The 24,105-nt window shown below is 60.2% G+C and carries 26 protein-coding genes and 4 tRNA genes; 14 read left to right on the top strand and 16 right to left on the bottom strand.

The window, feature by feature from the left end:
* Positions 1-103 precede the first annotated feature (103 nt).
* The 3 genes from LOY36_RS10535 to LOY36_RS10525 are packed head-to-tail and all read left to right on the top strand — an operon-like array spanning position 104 to position 2,694.
* Positions 104-802, top strand: coding sequence for a CoA transferase subunit A (locus tag LOY36_RS10535; protein ID WP_018928063.1), 699 nt, complete (start codon positions 104-106; stop codon positions 800-802).
* Between the two features lie 36 nt (positions 803-838).
* Positions 839-1,504, top strand: coding sequence for a CoA transferase subunit B (locus tag LOY36_RS10530; RefSeq protein ID WP_018928064.1), 666 nt, complete (start codon positions 839-841; stop codon positions 1,502-1,504).
* Between the two features lie 11 nt (positions 1,505-1,515).
* Entirely contained in the window at positions 1,516-2,694 is a 1,179-nt protein-coding gene (locus LOY36_RS10525) for an acetyl-CoA C-acetyltransferase (RefSeq protein WP_258673329.1), read from the top strand.
* A gap of 192 nt (positions 2,695-2,886) precedes the next feature.
* On the opposite strand, the gene LOY36_RS10520 is transcribed toward LOY36_RS10525, so the two are convergent.
* On the bottom strand, positions 2,887-3,489 hold the full coding sequence (locus LOY36_RS10520; protein WP_018928066.1) for an NADPH-dependent F420 reductase: 603 nt from the start codon (positions 3,487-3,489) through the stop codon (positions 2,887-2,889).
* 110 nt (positions 3,490-3,599) lie between these two features.
* Between LOY36_RS10520 and LOY36_RS10515 the strand changes: the two genes are divergently transcribed.
* Complete coding sequence (locus tag LOY36_RS10515; RefSeq protein ID WP_258673326.1) at positions 3,600-4,496, top strand: LysR family transcriptional regulator; 897 nt, start codon at positions 3,600-3,602, stop codon at positions 4,494-4,496.
* 16 nt (positions 4,497-4,512) lie between these two features.
* Here the strand turns inward: LOY36_RS10515 and LOY36_RS10510 are convergent, their stop codons facing one another.
* Positions 4,513-5,832, bottom strand: coding sequence for an Nramp family divalent metal transporter (locus LOY36_RS10510; protein WP_086945471.1), 1,320 nt, complete (start codon positions 5,830-5,832; stop codon positions 4,513-4,515).
* A 147-nt stretch (positions 5,833-5,979) separates the two neighbouring features.
* Here LOY36_RS10510 and LOY36_RS10505 point away from each other — a divergent pair, with 147 nt between their 5' ends.
* Both LOY36_RS10505 and LOY36_RS10500 read left to right on the top strand, forming a co-directional pair.
* On the top strand, positions 5,980-6,762 hold the full coding sequence (locus LOY36_RS10505; RefSeq protein WP_258673325.1) for a hypothetical protein: 783 nt from the start codon (positions 5,980-5,982) through the stop codon (positions 6,760-6,762).
* Between the two features lie 79 nt (positions 6,763-6,841).
* The gene (locus LOY36_RS10500; protein WP_258673323.1) at positions 6,842-7,429 is read left to right on the top strand and encodes a hypothetical protein; all 588 of its coding nucleotides are present in this window, start codon (positions 6,842-6,844) and stop codon (positions 7,427-7,429) included.
* Between the two features lie 11 nt (positions 7,430-7,440).
* Here LOY36_RS10500 and LOY36_RS10495 read toward each other — a convergent pair whose 3' ends face one another.
* The 3 genes from LOY36_RS10495 to LOY36_RS10485 form a co-directional block, all read right to left on the bottom strand.
* Positions 7,441-8,157 (bottom strand): alpha/beta hydrolase, encoded by a 717-nt coding sequence (locus LOY36_RS10495; protein ID WP_258673321.1) that lies wholly within the window; start codon positions 8,155-8,157, stop codon positions 7,441-7,443.
* 215 nt (positions 8,158-8,372) lie between these two features.
* Positions 8,373-9,485, bottom strand: coding sequence for a succinylglutamate desuccinylase/aspartoacylase family protein (locus tag LOY36_RS10490; RefSeq protein WP_258673320.1), 1,113 nt, complete (start codon positions 9,483-9,485; stop codon positions 8,373-8,375).
* Between the two features lie 134 nt (positions 9,486-9,619).
* The gene (locus tag LOY36_RS10485; protein ID WP_018928073.1) at positions 9,620-10,399 is read right to left on the bottom strand and encodes an ABC transporter substrate-binding protein; all 780 of its coding nucleotides are present in this window, start codon (positions 10,397-10,399) and stop codon (positions 9,620-9,622) included.
* 321 nt (positions 10,400-10,720) lie between these two features.
* On the opposite strand from LOY36_RS10485, the gene LOY36_RS10480 reads away from it, so the two are divergent.
* Positions 10,721-11,365 (top strand): type 1 glutamine amidotransferase, encoded by a 645-nt coding sequence (locus tag LOY36_RS10480; protein ID WP_258673318.1) that lies wholly within the window; start codon positions 10,721-10,723, stop codon positions 11,363-11,365.
* A 156-nt stretch (positions 11,366-11,521) separates the two neighbouring features.
* On the opposite strand, the gene LOY36_RS10475 is transcribed toward LOY36_RS10480, so the two are convergent.
* The gene (locus LOY36_RS10475) at positions 11,522-11,956 is read right to left on the bottom strand and encodes a rhodanese-like domain-containing protein (RefSeq protein WP_258673317.1); all 435 of its coding nucleotides are present in this window, start codon (positions 11,954-11,956) and stop codon (positions 11,522-11,524) included.
* Positions 11,957-12,057: 101 nt separating this feature from the next.
* On the opposite strand from LOY36_RS10475, the gene ftrA reads away from it, so the two are divergent.
* From ftrA to LOY36_RS10450, 5 genes are all read left to right on the top strand, one after another.
* Entirely contained in the window at positions 12,058-13,029 is a 972-nt protein-coding gene (gene ftrA, locus LOY36_RS10470) for a transcriptional regulator FtrA (protein ID WP_258673315.1), read from the top strand.
* A gap of 257 nt (positions 13,030-13,286) precedes the next feature.
* Positions 13,287-13,475, top strand: a complete 189-nt coding sequence (locus LOY36_RS10465) for a DUF1843 domain-containing protein (RefSeq protein WP_018928077.1) — start codon at positions 13,287-13,289, stop codon at positions 13,473-13,475.
* Positions 13,476-13,516: 41 nt separating this feature from the next.
* Entirely contained in the window at positions 13,517-14,152 is a 636-nt protein-coding gene (locus LOY36_RS10460; RefSeq protein WP_258673312.1) for a DUF1842 domain-containing protein, read from the top strand.
* Between the two features lie 54 nt (positions 14,153-14,206).
* Positions 14,207-14,788, top strand: coding sequence for a DUF1842 domain-containing protein (locus LOY36_RS10455; protein ID WP_258673309.1), 582 nt, complete (start codon positions 14,207-14,209; stop codon positions 14,786-14,788).
* Between the two features lie 170 nt (positions 14,789-14,958).
* Positions 14,959-16,422 (top strand): GDL motif peptide-associated radical SAM/SPASM maturase, encoded by a 1,464-nt coding sequence (locus LOY36_RS10450; protein WP_258673305.1) that lies wholly within the window; start codon positions 14,959-14,961, stop codon positions 16,420-16,422.
* Between the two features lie 95 nt (positions 16,423-16,517).
* Here LOY36_RS10450 and LOY36_RS10445 read toward each other — a convergent pair whose 3' ends face one another.
* Positions 16,518-16,883: an SPOR domain-containing protein gene (locus LOY36_RS10445; RefSeq protein ID WP_007938113.1), complete on the bottom strand. Its 366-nt coding sequence runs from the start codon at positions 16,881-16,883 to the stop codon at positions 16,518-16,520.
* A gap of 250 nt (positions 16,884-17,133) precedes the next feature.
* Here LOY36_RS10445 and csrA point away from each other — a divergent pair, with 250 nt between their 5' ends.
* Positions 17,134-17,328, top strand: coding sequence for a carbon storage regulator CsrA (gene csrA, locus LOY36_RS10440; RefSeq protein WP_007938114.1), 195 nt, complete (start codon positions 17,134-17,136; stop codon positions 17,326-17,328).
* A 196-nt stretch (positions 17,329-17,524) separates the two neighbouring features.
* Here the strand turns inward: csrA and LOY36_RS10435 are convergent, their stop codons facing one another.
* The 4 genes from LOY36_RS10435 to LOY36_RS10420 all read right to left on the bottom strand — a co-directional run bounded on the left by LOY36_RS10435 (position 17,525) and on the right by LOY36_RS10420 (position 19,718).
* Positions 17,525-17,980 (bottom strand): DUF2214 family protein, encoded by a 456-nt coding sequence (locus LOY36_RS10435; protein WP_018928082.1) that lies wholly within the window; start codon positions 17,978-17,980, stop codon positions 17,525-17,527.
* A 171-nt stretch (positions 17,981-18,151) separates the two neighbouring features.
* Positions 18,152-18,793: a hypothetical protein gene (locus LOY36_RS10430; protein WP_258673303.1), complete on the bottom strand. Its 642-nt coding sequence runs from the start codon at positions 18,791-18,793 to the stop codon at positions 18,152-18,154.
* Between the two features lie 178 nt (positions 18,794-18,971).
* Entirely contained in the window at positions 18,972-19,439 is a 468-nt protein-coding gene (locus tag LOY36_RS10425; RefSeq protein WP_007935023.1) for an anti-virulence regulator CigR family protein, read from the bottom strand.
* A gap of 202 nt (positions 19,440-19,641) precedes the next feature.
* Positions 19,642-19,718 (bottom strand) — tRNA-Val (locus tag LOY36_RS10420).
* Between the two features lie 183 nt (positions 19,719-19,901).
* Between LOY36_RS10420 and LOY36_RS10415 the strand changes: the two genes are divergently transcribed.
* The gene (locus LOY36_RS10415; RefSeq protein ID WP_258673296.1) at positions 19,902-21,185 is read left to right on the top strand and encodes an FAD-binding oxidoreductase; all 1,284 of its coding nucleotides are present in this window, start codon (positions 19,902-19,904) and stop codon (positions 21,183-21,185) included.
* A 264-nt stretch (positions 21,186-21,449) separates the two neighbouring features.
* Here the strand turns inward: LOY36_RS10415 and LOY36_RS10410 are convergent.
* The 5 genes from LOY36_RS10410 to LOY36_RS10390 all read right to left on the bottom strand — a co-directional run bounded on the left by LOY36_RS10410 (position 21,450) and on the right by LOY36_RS10390 (position 24,092).
* Positions 21,450-21,526: transfer RNA gene (locus LOY36_RS10410), tRNA-Asp, on the bottom strand.
* Between the two features lie 105 nt (positions 21,527-21,631).
* A tRNA-Asp gene (locus LOY36_RS10405) sits at positions 21,632-21,708 on the bottom strand.
* Positions 21,709-21,762: 54 nt separating this feature from the next.
* Positions 21,763-21,838: transfer RNA gene (locus tag LOY36_RS10400), tRNA-Val, on the bottom strand.
* Positions 21,839-22,107: 269 nt separating this feature from the next.
* Positions 22,108-22,884, bottom strand: a complete 777-nt coding sequence (locus LOY36_RS10395) for an SDR family oxidoreductase (protein ID WP_258673295.1) — start codon at positions 22,882-22,884, stop codon at positions 22,108-22,110.
* A complete protein-coding gene (locus LOY36_RS10390) occupies positions 22,881-24,092 on the bottom strand; it encodes an O-succinylhomoserine sulfhydrylase (protein ID WP_018928087.1) in 1,212 nt (403 codons plus the stop codon). The genes LOY36_RS10395 and LOY36_RS10390 overlap by 4 nt, the downstream gene beginning before the upstream one ends.
* Positions 24,093-24,105 lie beyond the last annotated feature (13 nt).

The raw sequence follows: 24,105 nt of genomic DNA, 5'->3' as shown, positions 1-24,105 counted from the left end.
TATCAATCAACCTTAAAAATCAACTTAACAAATAAATCCTGTGGCGAGACACTCCCTCCCCATCCGGCTAGCCAGCCGCCCACAAAGAATAAAAGAGGTGCATATGGCAGGGTTCGACAAGCGCGTGTATTCCTATGAGGAAGCGATGGCCGGTCTTGAAGACGGCATGACCGTGATCTCCGGCGGCTTCGGCCTGTGCGGGATTCCGGAAAACCTCATCGCCGAGATCCAGCACCGGGGCACCCGTGACCTCACCGTGGTCTCCAACAACTGTGGCGTCGATGGGTTCGGTCTCGGCGTGCTGCTGGTGGACCGGCAGATCCGCAAAGTGGTGGCCTCCTACGTCGGCGAGAACAAACTGTTCGAAGACCAACTGCTTAAAGGCGAAATCGAAGTCGTCCTGACCCCTCAAGGCACCCTCGCCGAGAAAATGCGCGCAGGCGGCGCCGGCATCCCGGCGTTCTTCACCGCCACCGGCGTCGGCACTCCGGTCGCTGAAGGCAAGGAAGTGCGCGAGTTCAAGGGCCGCCAGTACCTGATGGAAGAATCCATCACCGGTGACTTCGCCATCGTCAAAGGCTGGAAAGCCGACCATTTCGGTAACGTGGTCTATCGCCACACCGCCCAGAACTTCAACCCGCTGGCCGCCACTGCCGGCAAGATCACCGTGGTCGAAGTCGAAGAAATCGTCGAACCCGGCGAGCTGGACCCGTCGCAGATCCACACCCCTGGCATCTACGTCGACCGGGTCATTTGCGGCACGTTCGAAAAGCGCATCGAACAGCGCACCGTGCGTAAGTGATCCCCTGCCCCCGGACCGAATGAAGGAATAACAACAATGGCACTTTCCCGCGAACAAATGGCTCAGCGCGTCGCCCGCGAAATGCAGGACGGCTACTACGTGAACCTCGGCATCGGCATTCCGACCCTGGTCGCCAACTACATCCCCGAAGGCATGGAAGTCATGCTGCAATCGGAAAACGGCCTGCTCGGCATGGGCGCCTTTCCGACCGACGCCGAAGTCGACGCCGACATGATCAACGCCGGCAAGCAAACCGTGACCGCGCGTATCGGCGCGTCGATTTTCTCCTCCGCCGAATCGTTCGCGATGATCCGCGGCGGCCACATTGACCTGACCGTGCTCGGCGCGTTCGAAGTGGACGTCGAAGGCAACATCGCCTCCTGGATGATCCCCGGCAAACTGGTCAAGGGCATGGGCGGCGCGATGGACCTGGTGGCCGGTGCGGACAACATCATCGTCACCATGACCCACGCCTCCAAGGACGGTGAGTCGAAACTGCTGCCCCGCTGCAGCCTGCCGCTGACCGGCGCCGGTTGCATCAAACGCGTACTGACTGACCTGGCCTACTTGGAAATCCACAACGGCGCGTTCATTCTCAAGGAACGCGCACCAGGCGTGAGCGTTGAGGAAATCGTCGCCAAGACCGCCGGCAAACTGATCGTGCCTGACCACGTCCCGGAAATGCAGTTCGCTGCCCAGTGAGGAATCCGTCCATGCAAGACGTTGTGATTGTTGCTGCCACTCGCACTGCCATCGGCAGTTTCCAGGGCGCGTTGGCCAATGTGTCCGCGGTTGATCTCGGTGCTGCGGTGATCCGCCAGTTGCTGGCGCAAACCGATCTGGACCCGGCGCAGGTCGATGAAGTGATCATGGGCCAGGTATTGACCGCCGGCGCCGGGCAAAACCCTGCGCGCCAAGCTGCGATCAAGGCCGGCCTGCCTCACGCCGTACCGGCCATGACCCTGAACAAGGTCTGCGGCTCGGGCCTCAAAGCGCTGCACCTGGCGGCGCAGGCGATTCGCTGCGGCGATGCCGAGGTGATCATCGCCGGTGGCCAGGAAAACATGAGCCTGGCCAATTACGTGCTGCCGGGCGCCCGCACCGGTCTGCGCATGGGCCACAGCCAGATCGTCGACACGATGATCAGCGACGGTTTGTGGGATGCGTTCAACGATTACCACATGGGCATCACCGCCGAGAACCTGGTGGACAAGTACGGCATCAGCCGTGAAGCCCAGGACGCCTTCGCTGCCGCCTCGCAACAGAAAGCCGTGGCCGCCATCGAAGCCGGGCGCTTCGTCGATGAAATCACCCCGATCCTGATCCCCCAGCGCAAGGGCGATCCACTGGACTTCGCCACCGATGAACAGCCGCGGGCCGGCACCACCGCCGAGTCCCTGGGCAAGCTGAAACCGGCCTTCAAGAAGGACGGCTCGGTGACCGCCGGCAACGCCTCGTCGCTGAACGACGGCGCCGCCGCGGTGATCCTGATGAGCGCCGCAAAAGCCAAGGCCCTCGGCCTGCCGGTGCTGGCGAAAATCGCCGCGTACGCCAACGCGGGCGTCGACCCGGCGATCATGGGCATCGGCCCGGTCAGCGCCACCCGTCGTTGCCTGGACAAGGCCGGCTGGTCCATCGATCAACTGGAGCTGATCGAGGCCAACGAAGCCTTCGCCGCGCAATCCCTGGCGGTGGCCAAGGACCTGGAATGGGACCTGAACAAGATCAACGTCAACGGTGGCGCCATCGCCCTGGGCCATCCGATTGGAGCCTCGGGTTGCCGGGTGCTGGTGACCTTGTTGCACGAGATGATCAAGCGTGACGCCAAGAAAGGCCTCGCCACCCTGTGCATCGGTGGCGGTCAGGGCGTGGCATTGGCGATCGAGCGCTAGCCCGAGACCGCGTTGTCGTTCATCGTGAGCAGGCTCGCTCCCACAGGTGACCGCATTCTCCCGAGAGCACTCGGTTACCTGTGTGAGCGTGGCTTGCCCGCGACGACGGCGGCACAGTCAACATTGATGTCGCCTGACACACCGCTTTCGCGGGCAAGTCCCCTCACCACAACGGCTGGAAACCTCTGGCCCTCAGGCAAATTTCACCAGGTTCAAGACCGGCAACGGACCGCCCGGGAACTGCACCAGCCGCGCCCCGACACTCAGTTCGCCCAGATCGATTCCAAAGAAGCCCAATCGCTCGATCAGCGCTGCCACTTGAGCCTTGGCCTCGGCATCGTCACCAGAAAGAAACAACACTCGCCGCCCACCCTCCGCCGCCGGATCACTCTCAAGCAGATGCGCTTGAAGGTGATTGAAGGCCTTGACCACCCGCGCGCCAGGTACCCATTCGGCAAACACTTCACTGGACGGACGGCCCTGCAAATCCACCGCTTTGAACGATGGCGCCTCGATCGAATTGTTCGCGTCGATGACAATCCGCCCGCCGAAATCCGGCAATCCGGCCAGTGCCGTTGGCAATTTCGACCAGTTCACCGCGACCAGAACGATCGGCTGCGCGGCCGCTTCTTCACGGGTGCCGGCCCGCGCCGTCGGCCCGAGTTCTTCCACCAGTGAGGCCAGGGTTTCCGGGCCGCGGCTGTTGGCGATGACGACTTCAATGCCCTGACGGGACAATGCTTTGGCGAAGGCTGTGCCGATGGCGCCGGCGCCGATGATTCCGATAGTGCTCATGGTGTTCACTCCGTAGTAGGTTGGTGGAGTGAATACTGCGCTTGCCATTACTACTTTATTAGACGGTAATTAGTTGAATGATCTTCAAGTATTAATATCAGGTGTCTGAGATGGAAACACTCGCCAACCTCGAATCTTTCGTGCGCAGCGCTGAAACCGGCAGCTTCTCCGCCGCCGCACGGTTGCTCGCACTGACGCCCGCCGCCGTCAGCCGCAACGTGGCGATGCTTGAACGCAATATCGGTGTGCGGCTGTTCCAGCGCTCGACCCGCAAGCTGTCACTGACCGAAGCCGGCGAACGCTTTCTGGCCAGCATCGGCGACAATCTGCAGGCGCTGCAGACGGCGATCAGTGCGGTGTCCAGTGATCGCGGGGAGCCGGCGGGGGTGCTCAAGGTCAGCTTGGCGCCGACGTTCGGCATTGACCACGTGTTGCCGCTGTTACCGGAATTTCTGGCGCGCTACCCGCTGATTCGCTTGGAATGGCACTTTGAAAACCGCCAGGTCGATCTGATCGCCGAAGGGTATGACGCCGCCATCGGCGGCGGTTTCGAGCTGACACCCGGGGTCGTCTCGCGGACGTTGGCAGCGGCGGATGTGGTGGCGGTGGCCTCACCGGCGTACATGGCCGGACGCACCCTGCCCAGCAGCCCGGCGGACCTGGCTCAGTACAACGGCATTGTGATGCGCGGCATTCGCACCGGGCGGGTGCGCCAATGGGTGATGCGGGATAGCGTGGGCAATGAAGCCAGCGCCGAGCTGAGTGAAAACATCGTGCTCAATGACCCTGCCGCCATGCGTGAAGCGGCCCTGCTCGGCCTTGGTGTGACGCTGCTGGTGTCGCCCGATGTCATCGCCCATATCCAGCACGGCGAACTGCTGCGCTTGTTGCCGGACTGGCATGCCGACGCGGGATCGATCTCGCTGTATTACCCGAGCCGCACGTTGATGCCGGCCAAGACCCGGGTGTTTATCGATTATCTGGTTGAGGCGTTTGAGCGGGGGTGAAGATCAAAAGAATGACTCAGCCCACAAACTGCAAAATCAACCAGCTGTTGGCCGCACTGATTACCGTAAACAATCCCCACGCCAACACCCGAGTTGGCAGCCGATTCACAAACGGCCCCATGAGCGTCTGATCGTTGGTCATGCGAATCAACGGGTACAACGCGAACGGCAGTTGCAGGCTGAGTACCACCTGACTCAACACCAGCAGTTTGCCGATTGCCCCGTCGCCCATCAGCCACACGCCGATAAACGCCGGGATCAGCGCCAGCCCGCGAGTGATCAAGCGCCGTTGCCAGCAGGGCAAGCGCAGGTTCAGGTAGCCCTCCATGATCACTTGGCCCGCGATGGTGCCGGTGAAGGTCGAGCTCTGCCCCGACGCCAGCAACGCCACACCAAACAACACACTGGCCAACGCCCCGCCCACCAATGGATCGAGCAAGTGATAGGCATCCTGGATGTCCACCACGTCGGTGTGCCCGGTCTTGTGGAAGGCCGCGGAAGCAAGAATCAGGATCGCCGCGTTGACCAGCAGTGCCAGGGCCAGGGAGCCGATGGTGTCGATGCGCGCCAGTTTGACCGCGTCCTGCTTGCTGGCCAGGTCTTTGCCGATCATCCGCGTCTGCACGATCGAGGTATGCAGGAACAAGTTATGCGGCATCACCGTGGCCCCGAGAATACCGATGGCCAGGTACAACGGCGCCGCATCGCCGATCACCGAAAGTGACGGTGTGAAACCGCGAGCGACATCCGGCCAATAGGGTTTGATCAGCAGCAGTTCGACGAAGAAACACGCGCCAATAGTGCCCACCAGCACCAGCATGATCGCCTCCAGCCGACGAAAGCCGCGATTTTGCAGGGCCAATACCAGCAACGTGTCGAACGCGGTGAGCGCGATGCCAAACGTCAGCGAACAACCCAGCAGCAAGTGGAACGCCAAGGCGCAGCCAAGCACTTCGGCAAGGTCGGTGGCGATGATCGAAATTTCCGCCAGCAGCCACTGGGTCCGTGCGGTCCGCGTGCTGTAGCGCTCCCGGCACAACTGCGCCAGGTCGCGCCCGGTGGCGATACCCAGACGCGAGCACAAACACTGCACCACCATCCCCGCCATGCTCGCCAGCAACACCACGAACAACAGGCTATAGCCAAACCGCGAACCGGCCTCGATGGCCGTGGCCCAGTTGCCCGGGTCCATGTAGCCGATGGACACCAGCAAACCGGGGCCGGCAAAACGCAGAACGCGCTTGTAGAACGAAGCACCAGGGTCAACGGCAACCGTGCCGGCCACTTCCGGTGGGCAAAACGGCGCGGTGCCGACTTTGGGCAAACTGAATTTCACGCAAGCATCCGTCAACAGGTGGGAGCGCGCAGCTTAGACGTTTCGCGCACCCGGGTGTAGGCGCTCAACGCTTGCGCAGAGACCGCCTTAAGCAATCCATCGCCCGCAATGCTAACGTGACCGGCACACACAAATGGAGATGCGTGCGTGCTGATGCTCAAGCTGCTGGTGATTCCGGGGTTTCTGTTGCTGATTTCCCTGGCCGGTAAACGCTGGGGACCGAGCGTGGCCGGTTGGCTGTCGGGGTTGCCGGTGGTGGTCGGGCCGATTCTGTTGTTCCTCGCCATCGAGCAAGGCCATGTGTTCGCCGCTCAGGCGGCAACGGCGGCGCTTTCAGCCATGTTCGCGATGATTGCCTTCTGCGTGACGTATGCCCAGGTCGCACAACGCTTGAGCTGGTCGTGGGCACTGACGATGGCGCTGCTGGTCTGGGCGTCGGTGGCTGTTGTGCTGTCGCTGATCCCGCCGTCGCTGACGCTCTCGGTGATCGCCGCCGCCACCGCGTTGCTGGCCGCGCCGTACCTGTTTCCCTCGGTGCAACCCGTCGTTTCAGGCCCGGCGCCCAAATCCGACAAACTGCTGCTGCGCATGATGGCTGGCGCCCTGCTCACGTTGGCAGTGACGCTGCTGGCCAGCACCGTCGGCGAACGCTGGAGCGGATTGCTCGCAGTATTCCCGGTGCTGGGCAGTGTGATGGCGGTATTTTCCCAGCAGACTCGCGGGCCGGCGTTTACGGCGGCGTTGCTGCGGGCTACAGCTACCGGGATGTATTCGTTCGCGGCGTTTTGTCTGGTGCTGGCGTTGGCGTTGCCGAGGTTCGGCTGGACGGGATTTGCATTGGGGATAGGCGCCTCGCTCGGGATGCTGTTGGTGACTAAACAACGGGCATTGCGCCCAGCGCCCTATCGTTTCAACGAACGGCAACGATGATCACCACGCACCCGGTGTAGCAAATCGCGATCCGTGGGATGATCGCCGTCATAGCGCTACCATCCCACGGAGAGTTTGAATGTCATTGTTGAGTAAAAAAGCCGTTGTTCTGCTGCTGACAGCGGCTGCCAGCCTGGGGGCCTTGAATGCGCAGGCGGCCAAGGCCACTACCAGCGACAAAGCGCCGACCCAGAAGGTCTCGATGCTCGGCGGCAAGTTCACCTTCACCCTGCCCAAGGGCTTCATTGCCAATCCGCTGCCGGCCGGCGACGCGGCCACCGGCACCGCCGGGGCGACGGGCACGATGTACACCAACCAGACCAGCAAAACCGTGGTGATCGCCGCCGAAAACACCATTCCCGGCGGCGCCAACGTCAAGGACAACGACGGTGAGTTCCTCGACGCCACCGTGTCCGCCTTCGCCACCGAGCAACGCAACGCCTTGCCGGACTTCAACAAGCTGAGCGAAAAAAGCCTGACCCAGAAAGGCACGGGGCTGGGCCTGCGACAGATCGACAGCACCGCCACCCAGGGCGGCGGCATGACCCTCGACACCTCGCTGATGGCCGCCTCTGGCACTCGCATGGCCATCATTCAGGTCATCTCCCGCCCCAACGACAAAACCGGCCACGAAACGCTGGTGAACCAGATCATCACCGGCCAATAAACCCGACCGGCTCAGGGATTGAGGCGCTGCAACCAGGCGCTCAAATCCTGCATCTCGGTGGCGCTGATGCTGTGGCCGACACCTTCGTAGGCATGAAACTCGGGCTTGAGTGACAGCCGTTGCAACAGGCTGTCGGCCTCGGTGCCGTCGTTGTAGGGCAGGCGTTTGTCGGCGGTTCCATGACCGATGAAAATCGCCAGCGACTGGCGTTTTTCATCCGGTTTGAGTTCGGACTTGAGCACCGGCAGGATGCGCCCGCTCAACGCCGCAATGCCGCCCACCGCCTCGGGATGACGCAAAGCGACTTCATAGGACATGATCGCGCCCTGGCTGAAACCCACCAGGAAAACCTTGTCCGTTTCGGTGTGATATTTCTTTGCCGCTTGTGCGACGAAATCCAGCAGCACCTGGCTGCTGGTCTTCAGGTCGTCCGTCTCGCCGTTGTAGGCGCCCTCGCCCTTTTTGCGAAACCACTGGTAACTGCCCTCTTCCAACGTCATCGGCGCCCGCACCGACAGGTAGTTGTACTGCGGTGGCAATTCATCCTTGATGCCGAACAGATCCTGCTCGTTGCTGCCGTAACCGTGCAGGAAAATCACCAAGGGCTGGTTACGGGATTCGACGTTGGCCTGTTCCAGGTACTTGAGTGGCAGATCGGTGTGTAGCGGGATTTCAGCGTGGACGGCGGTGGACGCCAGGAGCGTGAGCAGAGCGAGAAACTTCAACATAAACCTTCCTTCACAGCGCGCAGGATTCGGGGCAGAGCCTAACATCTCTTCCCGCCGATACATCGCCTCCCTCCGATGCACCGTTTCCCTCTGATGTACCGCGCCCCCGTAGGAGCTGCCGAAGGCTGCGATCTTTTGATTTTGCTTTGAAAAAACAAGATCAAAAGATCGCAGCCTTCGGCAGCTCCTACATTTGGATCGGGTCCGACCTTTAGTCAGTCGTTGACCAGTTTCCCGACCCGGATCGGCTCACGTCCGGCGACTTTCGCCTGCCAGGTGCCCGGTTGCGTGTAGCGTCCGCGATCGATGGCAAACAGCACGCCGCTGGTTCCGGCACACACGGTCGTGGTGCGGTCGCTCAACGGATCGACTACTTCAAACAATGCGTCGCCCCGCTCCACCCATTCACCTGAATTGCGCAGGAAACTGACCACCCCGTGATGCGGTGCAAACAGGTACTCGGTGCCTTCGAACGGCAGGCCCTCACAGCATTCGCTCGGCGCTGCCGGCCAGGTGCCGGTGATGAAACCCTGTTCGGCGAGGAACCCCATGATCGCCTCGCAATTGGCCTGGGCCTGATCGACCCGGGTATCGCCCATGCTGCCCAGCTCCAGCGTGGTCGCCAGGTTGGCCGGCGGGATCGCTGCCTCGGGAAAGGCCCGCGCCAGGCGCAACCACGGCGTAGAGCACGACTCATCGAAAGAGCTGCCGCCGGAATCCTCACACAACAACGCCACCCCGGCCTTCAAGCGAGCCGCCAGGGAGCGCCATTGCGGCCAATGCTGCGGCAAGGCATACAGGTGAATCGCCGCGTCGAAATCGCAATGCAAGTCGAGGGTGATGTCGGCCTCGCAGGCGTGGCGCAGCAGCAAGCGGTGCATGGCTTCCAATTGCGAAAGCGGTGCCGGCAATCCATCGAGCACCTGCCCCATGGTCTGGCGAATCAGTACGATGTTGGCCTGGGCGTCACCCCCCAATTGATCGCCGATCAACTCAGCCACCGGTGCGCTGAGTTCAACGAACGAGCGGTTGAAGTTCTTGCCGCTACCCAATTCGAAGCGACCCATGTGGCTGCCTTGCAGGTGCTGATCGAGGCCGATGGGGTTGGCCACCGGCACCAGTTCGATGATGCCCTGAAGTTGCCCCTGGGTTTCGAGCTCGGCCAGACGCTTCTTCAGTTCCCAGGCGGTGCGCATGCCCGGCAGTTCGTCCGCGTGCAGGCTGGCCTGGATGTAAACCTTGCGAGTACCCGCGCCATAACGAAACACGCTGAGCGTGCGTTCAGTCCCCAGATGGCTCCAGGGCAGTGAATGATCGATGCGTTGCATGGGGACTCCTGTAGGCTCGGGATCGCGGGGCTTTTGTGGGCTCACAATTGCCGGGTTTCTGTAGGAAATGTGTTTTGCAGGGCAATAAAAAATGGCCACCGCATCAACGGTAGCCACTTTTTTTCTACGGCGTATTAATGGCCGTAAACATCGAAGTTGAAGTACTTGTCCTGCACTTGCTTGTACTTGCCGTTGGCGCGAATTTCAGTGATGGCGGTGTTGAATTTGTCTGCCAGCTCTTTATCGCCCTTGCGCACGGCAATGCCGGCACCGCCGCCGAAGTACTTGGCGTCTTCGTAGGTCGGGCCGACAAACGCGAAGCCTTTACCGGCGTCGGTTTTCAGGAAACCGTCGTCCAGGTTGACCGAGTCGGCCAGCATCGCGTCAAGGCGACCGGCAACCATGTCCAGGTTGGCTTCCTGCTGGGAACCATAACGCACCAGGTCGATGCCGGCCGGCACCAGCACTTCGGTGGCGAAGCGGTCGTGGGTACTGGCGCGCAGTACACCCACTTTCTTGCCCTTGAGCTCGGTCAGTGGATCCTTGACGTTGGTGCCTTCCTTCATCACGAAGCGCGCCGGGGTGTGGTAGTACTTGATGGTGAAATCGACGTTCTTCTTGCGGTCGTCGGTGATGGTCATGGACGACAGGATCGCGTCGATTTTCTTGACCTTCAGGGCCGGGATCAGGCCATCGAACTCTTGCTCGACCCAAGTGCACTTCACTTTCATCTGTTCACACAGCGCGTCACCGATGTCCACGTCGAAACCGGTGAGTTTGCCGTCGGGGGTTTTCATCGAGAATGGCGGGTAACCGGCTTCGATCCCGAGGCGAATCGGTTTGGCGTCTTCGGCCACGGCGGTCAGGGACAACATCGACAGTGCCAGGGCACCGAACATCACTCGCTTCTTCATTTATAACTCCTGTGTGCGGAGGCTTTTATTGGCAGCTTTCGATTGGCAACTTTCGGCTAGTGAAGACCGAAGTGGCCGGCAGTCTAGAGCGGCTACAGGAGGGCAAATTGTGTTTAGGCGACAAATACTTATAAAAAAGAAGCCGAGGGATTCGACGCACTTGAAGTGTGCTCCGAGGTGGTGCAAGGACTGTAGGACAATCCTTTGCTTCAGACAAAACCTACACATTTTCGGGTACTGATCCGATCGAAGAGTCGCACTGGCGATGAACCTTTTTTTGCCTCACATTGACCCGCCAACTGCCCCCACAAGAGAAACGTGATGCCCGCGCTGAATCTGATCCAGCACCATCCTGCCGAAGGCCCCGGCGCCATTGCCGAATGGGCCCGATCCCGAGGCATCACCCTGAACGTGTTTCGCGCCGACCTCGGTCAGTTGCCGCCGGTGAGCGCGGCACCGCTGATTCTATTGGGTGGGCCTTATGAATCAGGTGCCGGGCCGGCATGGCTGGAAACAGAACGTCAGTGGCTGGCGGGCAGCCTGGATCAGGGCGCGGCGGTGTTCGCGATTTGCCTGGGGGCGCAGTTGCTGGCGCTGAGCCTGGGTGGCAATGTGCGGCGGATGGCTCACACCGAAACCGGCTGGACTACCGTGACCTTTGCCGATGGCCAGACGCTGAAGGTGCTGGAATGGCACGAAGACGCGATCGATCTGCCGCCCGCTGCGCAGTTGCTGGCCAGCAGCGAGGTTTGTGAGCAGCAGATGTATCGCGTTGGCCCGACGCGGGTGGGGTTGCAGTTCCACCCGGAATGGAATGCTGAATCGGTGGCGATCCTCAATGAGCACTTTGGCGAGGAATCACCGTTGCCCCGGGAACCACAGGACGGCGCCGCTTATGCAGCAGTGTTTGACTGGCTGCAGGCGACGCTGGATGCATGGTGGAGCGCTTCATCAGCTAATCGCTGAATCTGTGGCGAGGGAGCTTGTCGGATCGCCGCACCGTCCCGCTCGGCTGCGAAGCAGTCGTAAACACTGAGAACACGGTTTATTCAGGGGGCATGGTTGGCAGTTCTCGGGGCCGCTTCGCGCCCCAACGGGAGCAAGCTCCCTCGCCACACTGAGTCAGCATTCACAGCTAATGGTCAACGCAACGGCGGGTTGCACCGCAACACTCAACTCAAACCCTTCATCCAGCCACCCGGTCACCCCGCCGATCATCTCCTTGACCGGGTAACCCAGTGCCGCCAGCTTCACCGCGGCCTTGTTGGCGCCGTTGCAGTGAGGTCCGGCGCAATAGACCACAAACAGCGTGGACTTCGGATAGTCCGCCAGGCTATCCGCTGTGATCAATCGACTCGGGATGTTGATCGCGCCTGGCACATGTCCGCGTTCGAACGCCAACGGTCCGCGCACGTCCACCAGAACAAAATCCACCTCGCCGGCCTCTTGGCTGCTGTAGACGTCGGAACAATCGGTTTCGAAGGTCAGACGATTGCTGAAGTGCATCAGGGCGATGGCGGACGGGGCTGCGGGAATCTCGCGAACCAGGCTAGGCATGGGCTGTACTCCAAAGTCTCAGTGGGTGTGAGAAAACTTTATCTGCTCCGGCCTTGCCGCTACAGTGGCGCACAAGACACTCACCGGGAATTTTCCGCCAAATGCAGCCCACCCCAGGTTTAGTCGCGATTCTGGCCTACGACGGCCTCTGTACCTTCGAATTCGGCATTGCCGTGGAGATCTTCGGCCTGGCGCGGCCAGAGTTCGATTTCCCTTGGTACGAGCACCGCATCGTCGCCGTCGACCAAGGGCCGATGCGCGCCATGGGCGGCATTCAGGTGCTGGCCGACGGCGGGATGGAACTGCTTGAGCGCGCCCGAACCATCATCATCCCCGGCTGGCGCGACCGCAGCGCGCCGGTGCCGGAGCCCTTGCTCGCAGCCCTGCGTCAGGCTCATGCCCGAGGCGCGCGGCTGCTGTCGATCTGTTCCGGGGTATTCGTACTGGCGGCCACCGGTTTGCTGGACGGTCACGGCGCCACCACCCATTGGCGCTACACCACTGAACTGGCCGAGCGTTTCCCGAACATTCTGGTGGATCCGGACGTGCTCTATGTCGATTCGGGTCAGTTGATTACCTCGGCCGGCAGCGCCGCCGGCATCGATGCCTGCCTGCATCTGGTCGCGCGGGATTTCGGCACGCAGGTGGCCAACTCGGTGGCGCGGCGGTTGGTAATGTCGCCGCAACGCACCGGCGGCCAAGCGCAATTCATTCCGTCACCGGTCAGCCCGACGCCGCGCAGCGATCTGTCGCGGGTCATGCAGTGGGCGCGGGAACGTCTGCATGAACCGCTGGAGGTTCGCGACCTCGCCAGCGAGGCGGCCATGAGTGAGCGCACGTTCCTGCGGCGGTTCACCGAAGCCAGCGGTATGCCCCCCAAAGCGTGGCTGCAGCATGAACGCCTGGCCCGGGCCCGCGAGCTGCTGGAGAGTACGAATCAAAACACCGACCAGATTGCCCAGCGCTGCGGTTATCGCTCGGTGGAGAGTTTCCGGGCGGCATTTCGCAGCGTGGTCGGCGTGCCGCCTTCGGTGTATCGGGAACGGTTCGGGCACAAGGTCAGCGCTGTTTGAATGATCTCAGTCCAGGGCGTTACAGACCGCCCCAACACTCTTTATCAATGGCGATAAAAACAATAAGGACTCATGAGGAATCGCACTAACTTATCGCCAATCTTAATATCAAATATCTCGACTGCTCACCCGCCGCGATAAATAAAACGATATTAAAAATTACTCTTGCACAGCCCATTGCATATTTATCGGCGCCTGCTTAACTGCAAAAACTGCTGATGACAGCAGTGCCCGCAAACACCACGGAAGGAATCGTTATGAGCACTTCAACTCGCCATAGCATGCCCCCCTATGGGGTGGCCATCCAAGGCGCGATCAAGGCAGGCGACCTGCCGCAAATGAAGACGCTGTTGAAACAACGCGATGCATCCACACCAGAAAATAAAGAGCTAAAAACTGCTTACGAGCAGTTGGTTAAGGAAATCGCACGCCTGGAAAAGCACTAATAGCTATTTCCACGCCCCTTATTGCAATGGAGGCAATAATTATGTCTGGTTCCAATCAACAACCTGTCGGCTTGTTCCCACTCTGCTACCGAATTGGTACTTCGGCCGCGGGCGCACAAAGTCTGGCACTTAATCTTCTGGTCTTTACCCCTGACCAAACAGTAAACGGCACTGCCGCCATCACTCAGGCCACCAACCCGCCGCTGGATGTGCACTCCGATGTCTGGGGCGAATACACCTACCTGACGGTTATGAAACCTGGCGTCAGCAAGATCTTGATTACCGCTCAAGGCAATAATGGCGGCCCGGGCTCGAACTCAATCGTGAATTTCAAGTTGCATCTGGTAGTCGGTAGCGACTGGAAAGAAGGTGTCGCCAATTACGAGTACTTCAATGGTCAGCGGTGGGTCCAGGTCAATGCTCCCGCCCATCTCGTCGAGTCGGTGCCCTCCAACGCTTATAAATCAGTGCCTTTGGAGCCCGGCCCGGTCATTCTGCCGTATCCACCGATCATGCCGCTGTACGCCGCGCCGATTCAAAGTGCCATTGCCAGCGGTGACCTGGCCCAGATGAAAAACCTGGCGCGCTTGGCTCAACAACAACTGGATCAGCAACCCCAGCTGCAAAGTGCGCTCGAAACGGCCAAGGGTGAAATCAGCCGGCAGGAGCGCCGCTGACCTACCCACGAAACATGCCCGAGTTGTCCAGAATACAAATAAGGGAGTAGCACCATGTCAATCGGACTTTTTCATACCCGCCTGAATGTCAGTAGTCACCTATTGGGCGCACCGGTTTTAACCCTGGATCTGCTGGTAGATACCGTCAACAAGAAAGTCAGCGGAATGGCCAGCATTTATCAAAGTACCTACCCTCCACTCAACTTCCGTGCCCGTGTCTGGGGTAGTTACTCCGAGGCAAAACTGATTCCCGAGGCGGAAAGCCATATCCTCCTCTCCTTGGATGGCAGCCCTAGTGGCCCTTACAGCCAGATCGCCCAGACCTTCGACCTACGGGGCATTTTAGGTGGTGATTGGGCCAGCGGTTTTGCCGACTACAAGTACTTCGATCAGGATCACTGGACTACCGTAAGACACGCCGCCGTCAGCCAGGCCCCCTTGATTGAGCGCCCAGAGCATCCGCACCATGCGGTGCCGCTCTATGCCGTCGCGGTACAGCAAGCGCAAACCAGCGGTGACCTGGCGCAACTGAAGTCCGTGGTGAGCCAGGGTGAACAGCAATTGGCCAACAGTGGAGCCCTGCGCAGCGCGCTGGAGCAGCTGAACGCTGAAATCGCCCGCCTGGAGGCCCGCTAACCCCAGGCAGGTAAGCGCAAACCCATGTGGAAGCGGGCTTGCTCGCTCCCACATGGTCCGCGCTATTGACCAACAACAAAAGGTAAATCCGGTCGCGCCATTGACTCAAGGAAGGCGCGAACACTTCGATGGATTCGTGCCGCGCACGCGTTGGTGCGCAAGGATTTCCCATGTCAGACAGTCGCCCTGCCCGCTACCTCAGTGAAACCGACCTCAAACGCTACGTGCCGGTGCATGTGGTCTGGGAAATCACTCTGGCTTGCGATCTCAAATGCCTGCATTGCGGCTCACGCGCCGGCCATCGACGCCCCGATGAACTGAACACCCGGGAGTGCCTGGACGTCATCGATTCCCTGGCAGCACTCGGCACCCGCGAGATCACCCTGATCGGCGGCGAAGCGTATTTGCGCAAAGACTGGACCCAACTGATCCAGGCCATCCACGATCACGGTATGTATTGCGCCATACAAACCGGTGGCCGCAACCTGACGCCCGCGAAAATGCAGGCAGCGGTGGATGCCGGGCTCAATGGCGTCGGTGTGTCACTGGATGGACTGGCCCCACTGCATGACGCAGTGCGCAATGTTCCGGGCTCGTTCGACAAGGCGGTGGACACCCTGCGACGCGCCAAACAGTCCGGGCTTGCGGTGAGCGTCAACACACAAATCGGCGCGGCCACGTTGCCCGACCTGCCCGAGCTGATGGACCTGATCATCGACCTCGGCGCCACTCACTGGCAGATCCAGCTGACAGTCGCCATGGGCAATGCCGTCGATCACCCGGAGCTGCTGTTGCAGCCCTATCAACTGCTGGAAGTGATGCCGCTGCTGGCGCGCCTCTACCGTGAAGGGGTCGATCGCGGCCTGCTGATGAACGTGGGCAACAATATTGGTTACTACGGCCCTTACGAGCACATGTGGCGTGGTTTCGGCGACGAGCGCGTGCACTGGAGTGGCTGCGCCGCCGGCCAGACCGTGCTGGCGCTGGAAGCCGACGGCACGGTAAAGGGTTGCCCGTCATTGGCAACGGTGGGGTTTTCGGGCGGCAACGTACGCAACATGAGCTTGCACGATATCTGGCACTACAGCGAAGGCATGCACTTTGGTCGCCTGCGGGGGGTCGACGACCTGTGGGGCTACTGCCGAAGCTGCTATTACAACGACGTCTGCCGTGGCGGCTGCACCTGGACCTCGCATTCCCTGCTCGGCAAACCCGGCAACAATCCCTACTGCCATTACCGCGCGCTGGACCTGCAAAAGCGCGGGTTGCGCGAGCGCATCGTCAAACTCGAGGACGCGGCAAAAACCTCCTTCGCCGTCGGACGTTTTGATCTGATTACCGAGCGCATCGATACCGGCGAGAAGGTGAACAGCGTCAGCGACAGCGGCCAGGTGATCAAACTGGCCTGGGCGAACCAGGGCCAGAAATCGCCGGACGAAGGACGTATTCCACCACAACTGGCGCTGTGTCGTGGATGCTTGCAGTACATCCATGCACACGAAGTGACGTGTCCCCACTGCGACGCCGATGTTGCCGCCGCGGAAGCCGTGCACCAGACAGACCGTGCCCGGCAACAAGCGATCATTAACACCCTGACCGGCCTGCTGGGGTTGCCGCAAAATACCTTGATGTAACGTTTATGCCGACACATCACCAGGGGAGCGACCTCGCAGATCGCTTCCCTGGCACATCGCCCGGCATGCGGATCTGCGCGTTGCGAAAAGGACGGTTACTGAGCCGTCGGGTGTTCGACGATCAGCGATTCGATGTTCATCTTTTTCGCCCGGGTCAGCGCCGCCGTTATTTCAGCTTGCCTGGCCTGCGCCTCGGCTTGCGAACCGAACGGCCCGACCAGAATACGAACCTTTCCATTTTCCTTCACGACGTTGGGAACGAAGCTGTGCTCAATCAACCAACCACTCAGGTCACTGACCGCCTGGGGTGTCTCGCCACGCACTTCGACGTCCCACTGCGGGCCCGTTACCGCCGCGGGGACGGAGGCGACTGCCGGTTGCGGCTTTTGAGCGTCAACCCCTTTATCCTCACCGCATCCGGCCAGCGTCAGTACCGCGATTACCAAGACCATTTTGCGCACAACGCTTTCCTCCGAATGCTTAAAGCGGCGATTTTAACATCCATGGATCCATCCCGAGTGCCGCAAAATGGGCTCAAAACAACGAGAATGATGGTGGCGGCCTCTGTATAGTTACACCTTGGGAATTAATGCAGCATCTGCGCGTCAGAAAGAGGCACCCAAACCGTGAAACTTCGCACTAATCTATATCTAATACCGACCTCTGCACTGTCCGAACCAGGTGCCCTACAAAGCAATCAAGGAGAAAACCATGCTGATACTCACCCGCAAAGTCGGTGAAAGCATAAACATCGGTGATGACATTACGATCACCATTCTGGGCGTTAGCGGCCAGCAAGTCAGGATTGGCATCAACGCCCCGAAAGACGTTGCGGTGCATCGCGAAGAAATTTATCAACGCATCCAGGCTGGCCTGACCGCCCCGGACAAGCCGCAAACACCCTGAATCCTGCTGCAGTCAGTAGCCAGCCCATTCTGCCTCGAGTAACGGCTGGCTAAGATTCAAGTGCCGCATCGTTCTGCGCTCCGTCTCTCTTTGCGATGCCATCGCAACACGGAGCCGATACTACTGCCCTGGCTCCTGCCATGACTGTCAGACGTTTCGGATTTGCAGCGAGAAAGAGCGCTCCTCCCCTGCCCGGTTAGCCAAACGTCACACCACGCGCCATGCCCGTAGCCGCCACGACCATCAGCACCAGCAACAGCGCCTCGATATGACTGATACGGGCAAACAGCGTTGCGCGCCCGGTATCGATAGCCGCGCCGCGCCCCAGCGCAATCCGCCATTTGATCAGCGTCACCATCGGTGCAATCTCAAGCAACAGGATGAACACCAAGAGCGTCATCTTGAGATGAAACAGGGGTTGGTGAAGATAGTAGTCAGTGCCTTTTTCGTACCCGCCAAAGGCTCGTAGCCCACCCGTGATCAGCAGAGTGACTGCAGAGATCCCCCACAGATTATCTGCAATCAAAACACGGCGAGCGTCCCCTGCCCCGGCACTCAGACGACGTAACGCCGTACCGCGGGTCAGTACAGCCCAAAAACCCAGACCAAAGGCCAAGAGGTGAACCGCCGCCAGAAACCAGTGAGCCAGCATCGACATACTCCCATCAGGACAAAGTTGAATCAGCCTTACAGTAGTAGTCCATCGCGTGGGATTTGCTCACGCATGTAGCTGGGCTGATCTCCCGCACCTCGCCATCGGGCAAATTGCAGGCGAAAAAAAACCGGGTTCCTGATGGATACCCGGTTTTTGAGAGTTCTGGACTTAATCCAGTCGTTTTGAAATCGAAGTGCGAGCGCTGCTCAACCCTTTCGTGTTGTGATCACCAGGCGTAGTGGCCGAAATGGCAGAGGCCTTGGCAATTCCTCGCGTGTCCCTGGAATGCGCAATGCCCGAAGTGACTGCGCCATGGCCACGGTCACTGTTACGTTCGCTACCAAAGTGGTTGCCATTGACGCCATGATCTCGAACGGCTTTGCCGGCGTGATCGCTGCTCAAGCCTGCGCCACGGCCGACATGGGCGCTACTCAAGCCTGCACCACGGCCGACGTGGGCGCCACTCAAGCCTGCGCCACGGCCGACGTGGTCGCTGCTCAAGCCGGCGCCACGGCCGACATGGGTGCCACTCAAGCCTGCACCAAGGCCGACATGGTCGCTACTCAAGCCTGCGCCACGGCCATTGCTACTGACGCCGCCGGAATGGCCGGAACCGCCGTTGCCACCATGACCACCGCCGTTACCGCCGCCATTGCCACCACCGTTACCACCGCCGCCACCACCTCCATTGCCACCATCCTTCGCGTAGGCGGAGCTCATGATGGACAGTTCAGCGGGCAATAACGGGGCGGCTGCAAGCATCATCACGCAGGACATGACGGCAACAAAACTCTTGTTTTTTAATAGCATGGTGAGGTTCCGTGGAGGTTGATATTGCACGGAATAATTGACCGTCTCCCCCCCACACAGTTCAAAGGCCGGCGACCAGCGGGCAAGCAATGTGCAGTGATCGAACCGGCACACTGCTTCCCGCGATGTTGCTGGTCGTTATGCGGCAAGGGCGCGATTGAAATTTATCGCCCTCACATCAATCGAATGCGCCATTGAGCACCTCGTAGATGATCCCGGTAGCGATGGCCACCAAAATCAAGTCAGTGCCAGCCTGCTGCCACTCATAGCCATCGTAGTGGGGAAGCTGGCCGAGCAGACGGCCATCGAGCTTTTTGGCGATCCCCGGCGGCAGAGGTTTACCGCGCGCAAGGTTTTTCTGAATACCGGGTGGCAAGGCGGGACCGGGGCTCCAGTAGTCGCGATAACCACCCACGATGCCAAGGACGCTACCGTGGTTGATGCTCGGGCCGTGACTCCAATCGTCCCCCCCTGAACCTTTCCCTTTGTTTCCATGGCCGGAGTTGCCATGGTCCTGGTTGTATTGTGGATTTCCCTTGCCACCTCCCTGGCCTTTCCCGTTTCCCGGGTCGGCCAATGCAGTCACTGAACCGGACACCAAGGCAAGACACGTCATAGCGGCGATCAACGAGCGAGATCTAAACATATCCGTTCTCTCCGAAAGGGGATGCCCCCTGAAGAATGTAGACGGCTATGGCGGTATTAGTTCAGCAACAGTATTTACTGGAAGTAAGGCGCCGAGTTGGCGTTTTTGAGGATTTTGCAAAAGCCAGGTAAATCGCAGACAACAAAAAAGGGCCCACCTTTCGGTGGGCCCTTCCAGACCGCCCAGCAGAGCGGATTTTGTTTGGTAGGCGCGATTGGACTCGAACCAACGACCCCCACCATGTCAAGGTGGTGCTCTAACCAACTGAGCTACGTGCCTGCTGTGAGGCGGCATTCTACGGAATTCCGGAGGGGTGTCAACACCTTTTTTTCACCTAACCCTATGAATATGCAAAATATTTAATTTCGCTGTGGCAAAGAAGATTTTCCGGTGGCTGGCGGTCGATTTTTAACTCGGGTAGGATCAATGCACTCGTAAAATATATTAAACAGAGGCTGCAGGATGGCGAACACTCCCTACCCAGAGTCCTATTACGCCGCGTCGGCCAATGCGGCGCCAGCGCGCCCGGCCTTGCAGGATGATGTAGAGACTGATGTCTGTGTAATCGGCGCCGGTTACACCGGCCTGTCCTCTGCCCTGTTCCTGCTGGAAAACGGTTTCAAGGTTACGGTGCTGGAAGCCGCCAAGGTCGGCTTCGGTGCGTCGGGACGCAACGGTGGCCAGATCGTTAACAGCTACAGCCGTGATATCGATGTGATTGAGCGCAGCGTCGGCCCCAAGCAAGCTCAGTTGCTAGGGCAGATGGCGTTCGAAGGTGGGCGGATCATTCGTGAGCGAGTGGCCAAATATAATATCCAGTGCGACCTGAAGGATGGCGGTGTGTTCGCCGCCATTACCGACAAGCAGATGGGCCATCTGGAGTCTCAGAAGCGCCTGTGGGAGCGTTTCGGTCACACGCAGCTTGAGCTGTTGGATCAGCGTCGCATCCGCGAGGTAGTGGCTTGCGATCAATATGTCGGCGGCATGCTCGATATGAGTGGCGGGCATATTCATCCACTCAATCTTGCCTTGGGCGAAGCAGCAGCCGTGGAGTCGTTGGGCGGCACTATTTACGAGCAATCGCCGGCAGTGCGCATCGAGCGCGGTGCCAACCCGGTGGTGCATACGCCTCAGGGCAAGGTAAGGGCCAGGTTCATCATCGTCGCCGGCAACGCGTACATCGGTAATCTGGTGCCGGAGCTGGCGGCCAAGTCGATGCCCTGCGGGACTCAAGTGATCACCACCGAACCCTTGGGCGATGAATTGGCCAAGCGCCTGCTGCCTCAGGACTACTGCGTCGAAGACTGTAACTACCTGCTCGACTACTACCGCCTGAGCGCCGACAAACGCCTGATATTTGGTGGCGGCGTGGTGTATGGCGCGCGGGACCCGGCGAACATCGAGGCGATCATTCGACCGAAGATGCTCAAGGCCTTCCCGCAACTCAAGGACGTGAAAATCGATTACGCCTGGACCGGCAACTTCCTGCTGACCCTGTCGCGTCTTCCCCAGGTCGGGCGCCTGGGCGACAACATCTACTACTCCCAGGGCTGCAGTGGCCACGGCGTGACGTATACGCACCTGGCGGGCAAGGTACTGGCCGAAGCATTGCGTGGTCAGGCTGAACGCTTCGACGCCTTCGCCGACCTGCCCCACTACCCGTTCCCCGGCGGGCAGTTGCTGCGTACGCCGTTCGCGGCGTTGGGCGCCTGGTATTACGGATTGCGGGACAAGCTCGGGGTCTGATCGACCGACTCAGGAGCGGCGACTTCTTGTAGCGAAGTCGCCGTCGAAGCCCAACAGATTTCAGTGGCGCGCAAAGTGACTCGGCCGTTGTAGCGCCGAGGCTGGATGCAGAAGGATCAGAGCGCAAAGGCGCGAAAGAAGAAAAAGCCAAATCGCAGACACAAAAAACCCCGGTCTTTCGACCAGGGTCTTTGCTATCGACTCGAAGATTGCCAACGGCCTTCTTCGTAGCTCCAAGGCGTTCAGTGGGCCTTGAGGCAGATATGGCGCAGCGGACGGGACTCGAACCCGCGACCCCCGGCGTGACAGGCCGGTATTCTAACCGACTGAACTACCGCTGCGTATCGCTTTGAGCTGACGCTCAAGTAACTCGTCTGATTGAAGCTTCGAGACTTTTCAATCTCGCTTTTCAATCTCGAACCAGGGCAAACCTGACTCGGAAAATATGGCGCAGCGGACGGGACTCGAACCCGCGACCCCCGGCGTGACAGGCCGGTATTCTAACCGACTGAACTACCGCTGCGCGTCGGTGGAGGCTTTTCAGCTTCCCTCTTGTTTACACAAGAGTCTCAAGAGTTGGTGGGTGATGACGGGATCGAACCGCCGACATTCTGCTTGTAAGGCAGACGCTCTCCCAGCTGAGCTAATCACCCTTTGCATCTCTGAGGCCGCGAAATTTACGCAGGTACCGAAGCTAAGTCAATACCCCGCTTGAAGTTTTTCTAAAAAAGACAAAATCGTGTCATTCCGGACTAGGCCGACAACCGTCAGACCGCTTTCGCGAGCACGCTCGCCCCCACAGTGGACCGCGCCTCTTCAGACAACAGGTTTTCTAATGTGGGAGCGACCCGACTCTCGGCGGCGAGCCGACGATGATGGCAACACATTCAACATCAATGCCGGGGACGGCGCCCCTGCCCTGTTACTCGCTGTAAATCATCTTCTTGGTCATGCCACCATCGACCACAAACTCCTGGCCCGTGACGAAACCAGCGTTCTTCGACAGCAACCAGGCCACCATCGCCGCCACGTCTTCGACGGTCCCTACCCTGCCCGCCGGATGCTGCGCATGATCGGCGTCGGTCAGCGGTTCGGCGCGCCGTGCCGCTGGATCTCGTGCATCGATCCAGCCGGGGCTGACCGCGTTGACGCGAATCTCTGGCCCAAGACTGATAGCCAGGGCGTGAGTCAGGGCCAACAGACCGCCCTTGCTCGCCGCGTAAGCCTCTGTGTCGGGCTCCGACTGCGCAGCACGGGTCGAGGCCAGGTTGACGATGGCGCCGCTGTGAGCGCGCAGGTACGGCGCACAGTGCTTGGCCAACAGCATCGGCCCACTGAGGTTCACCGCCAGCACTCGGTTCCAGTAGGCCAGGTCAAGGCTTTCCAGGGTGATGTTGTGCGGATCGGCCACTGCCGCATTGCACACCAGCGCATCCAGACGCCCGAACTGCCCCAGCACCTCGGCCACACCCAGCGCCACCTGTGCTTCATTCGCGACGTCCATGGCGATGAACCAGGCGTTTTCGCCGAGCACCTTCGCCACTTTCGAACCACGATCGCGATCCAGATCGGTCAGCACCACCTGCCAGCCTTCGCTGATCAGCCAGGCCGCAATGCCCAGGCCAATGCCGCGCGCGGCACCGGTGACCAGCGCGACGCGGCCATGGGTGCCCGTGGTCGGCGTCGACAACTCGATCACAAGGCAGCCAACCCGCGCGCCAGATCGGCTTGCAGGTCTGCCACGTCTTCCAGACCGACCGCAATGCGAATCAGGCTGTCACGGATCCCCGCAGCTTCACGCTCTTGCGGCGCCAGACGGCCGTGAGAGGTGGTGCTCGGGTGCGTGATGGTGGTTTTGCTGTCGCCCAGGTTGGCGGTGATGGAAATCAGGCGAGTCGCATCGATAAAGCGCCAGGCGCCCTCTTTGCCGCCTTTGACCTCGAAACTCACGACTGCACCGAAACCCTTCTGCTGACGCTGGGCCAGTTCGTGCTGCGGATGGCTCTTGAGTCCGGCGTAATGGACTTTCTCGATGCCGTCCTGCTGCTCCAGCCACTCAGCCAGTTGCTGGGCATTGGCGCAATGCGCCTTCATGCGCAGGCTCAGCGTTTCCAGGCCCTTGAGGAAAATCCAGGCATTGAACGGACTCAGGGTCGGCCCGGCAGTGCGCAGGAAACCGACGACTTCTTTCATCTGCTCGCTGCGACCCGCCACGACACCGCCCATGCAACGACCCTGGCCGTCGATGAACTTGGTCGCCGAGTGCACGACAATGTCCGCGCCCAGCTTCAGTGGCTGCTGCAGTGCAGGCGTGCAGAAGCAGTTGTCGACCACCAGCATCGCGCCCTTGGCGTGAGCGATTTCCGACAGCGCGGTGATATCCACCAGCTCGGCCAGCGGGTTGGACGGCGATTCTACAAAGAGCAGTTTGGTGTTGGCCTTGATCGCCGCATCCCAGCCGGACAAGTCCGCCAGCGCTACGTAATCGACTTCGATGCCAAAGCGCTTGAAGTATTTCTCGAACAGACTGATGGTCGAGCCGAACACGCTGCGTGATACCAGCACGTGATCGCCGGCACTGCACAGGCTCATTACCACCGCCATGATCGCGGCCATGCCAGTCGCCGTAGCCACCGCTTGCTCGGCGCTTTCCAGCGCGGCAATGCGCTCTTCGAACGCGCGCACGGTCGGGTTGGTGTAGCGCGAGTAAACGTTACCCGGCACTTCACCGGCAAAACGCGCAGCCGCGTCGGCGGCGGTACGGAATACGTAGCTGGAAGTGAAGAACATCGGATCACCGTGCTCGCCTTCCGGCGTGCGGTGCTGACCGGCGCGTACGGCCAGGGTATCGAACGCTACGCCTTCGAGGTCGCTGTCCAGCCGACCGGCATCCCAATCCTGACTCATGCTGTCACTCCTT

This window comes from Pseudomonas sp. B21-019 (assembly GCF_024749225.1).
GTDB lineage: Bacteria > Pseudomonadota > Gammaproteobacteria > Pseudomonadales > Pseudomonadaceae > Aquipseudomonas.
Note: the sequence above shows the minus strand (reverse complement) of the source record. Positions and strands in the feature narration are given on the sequence as shown.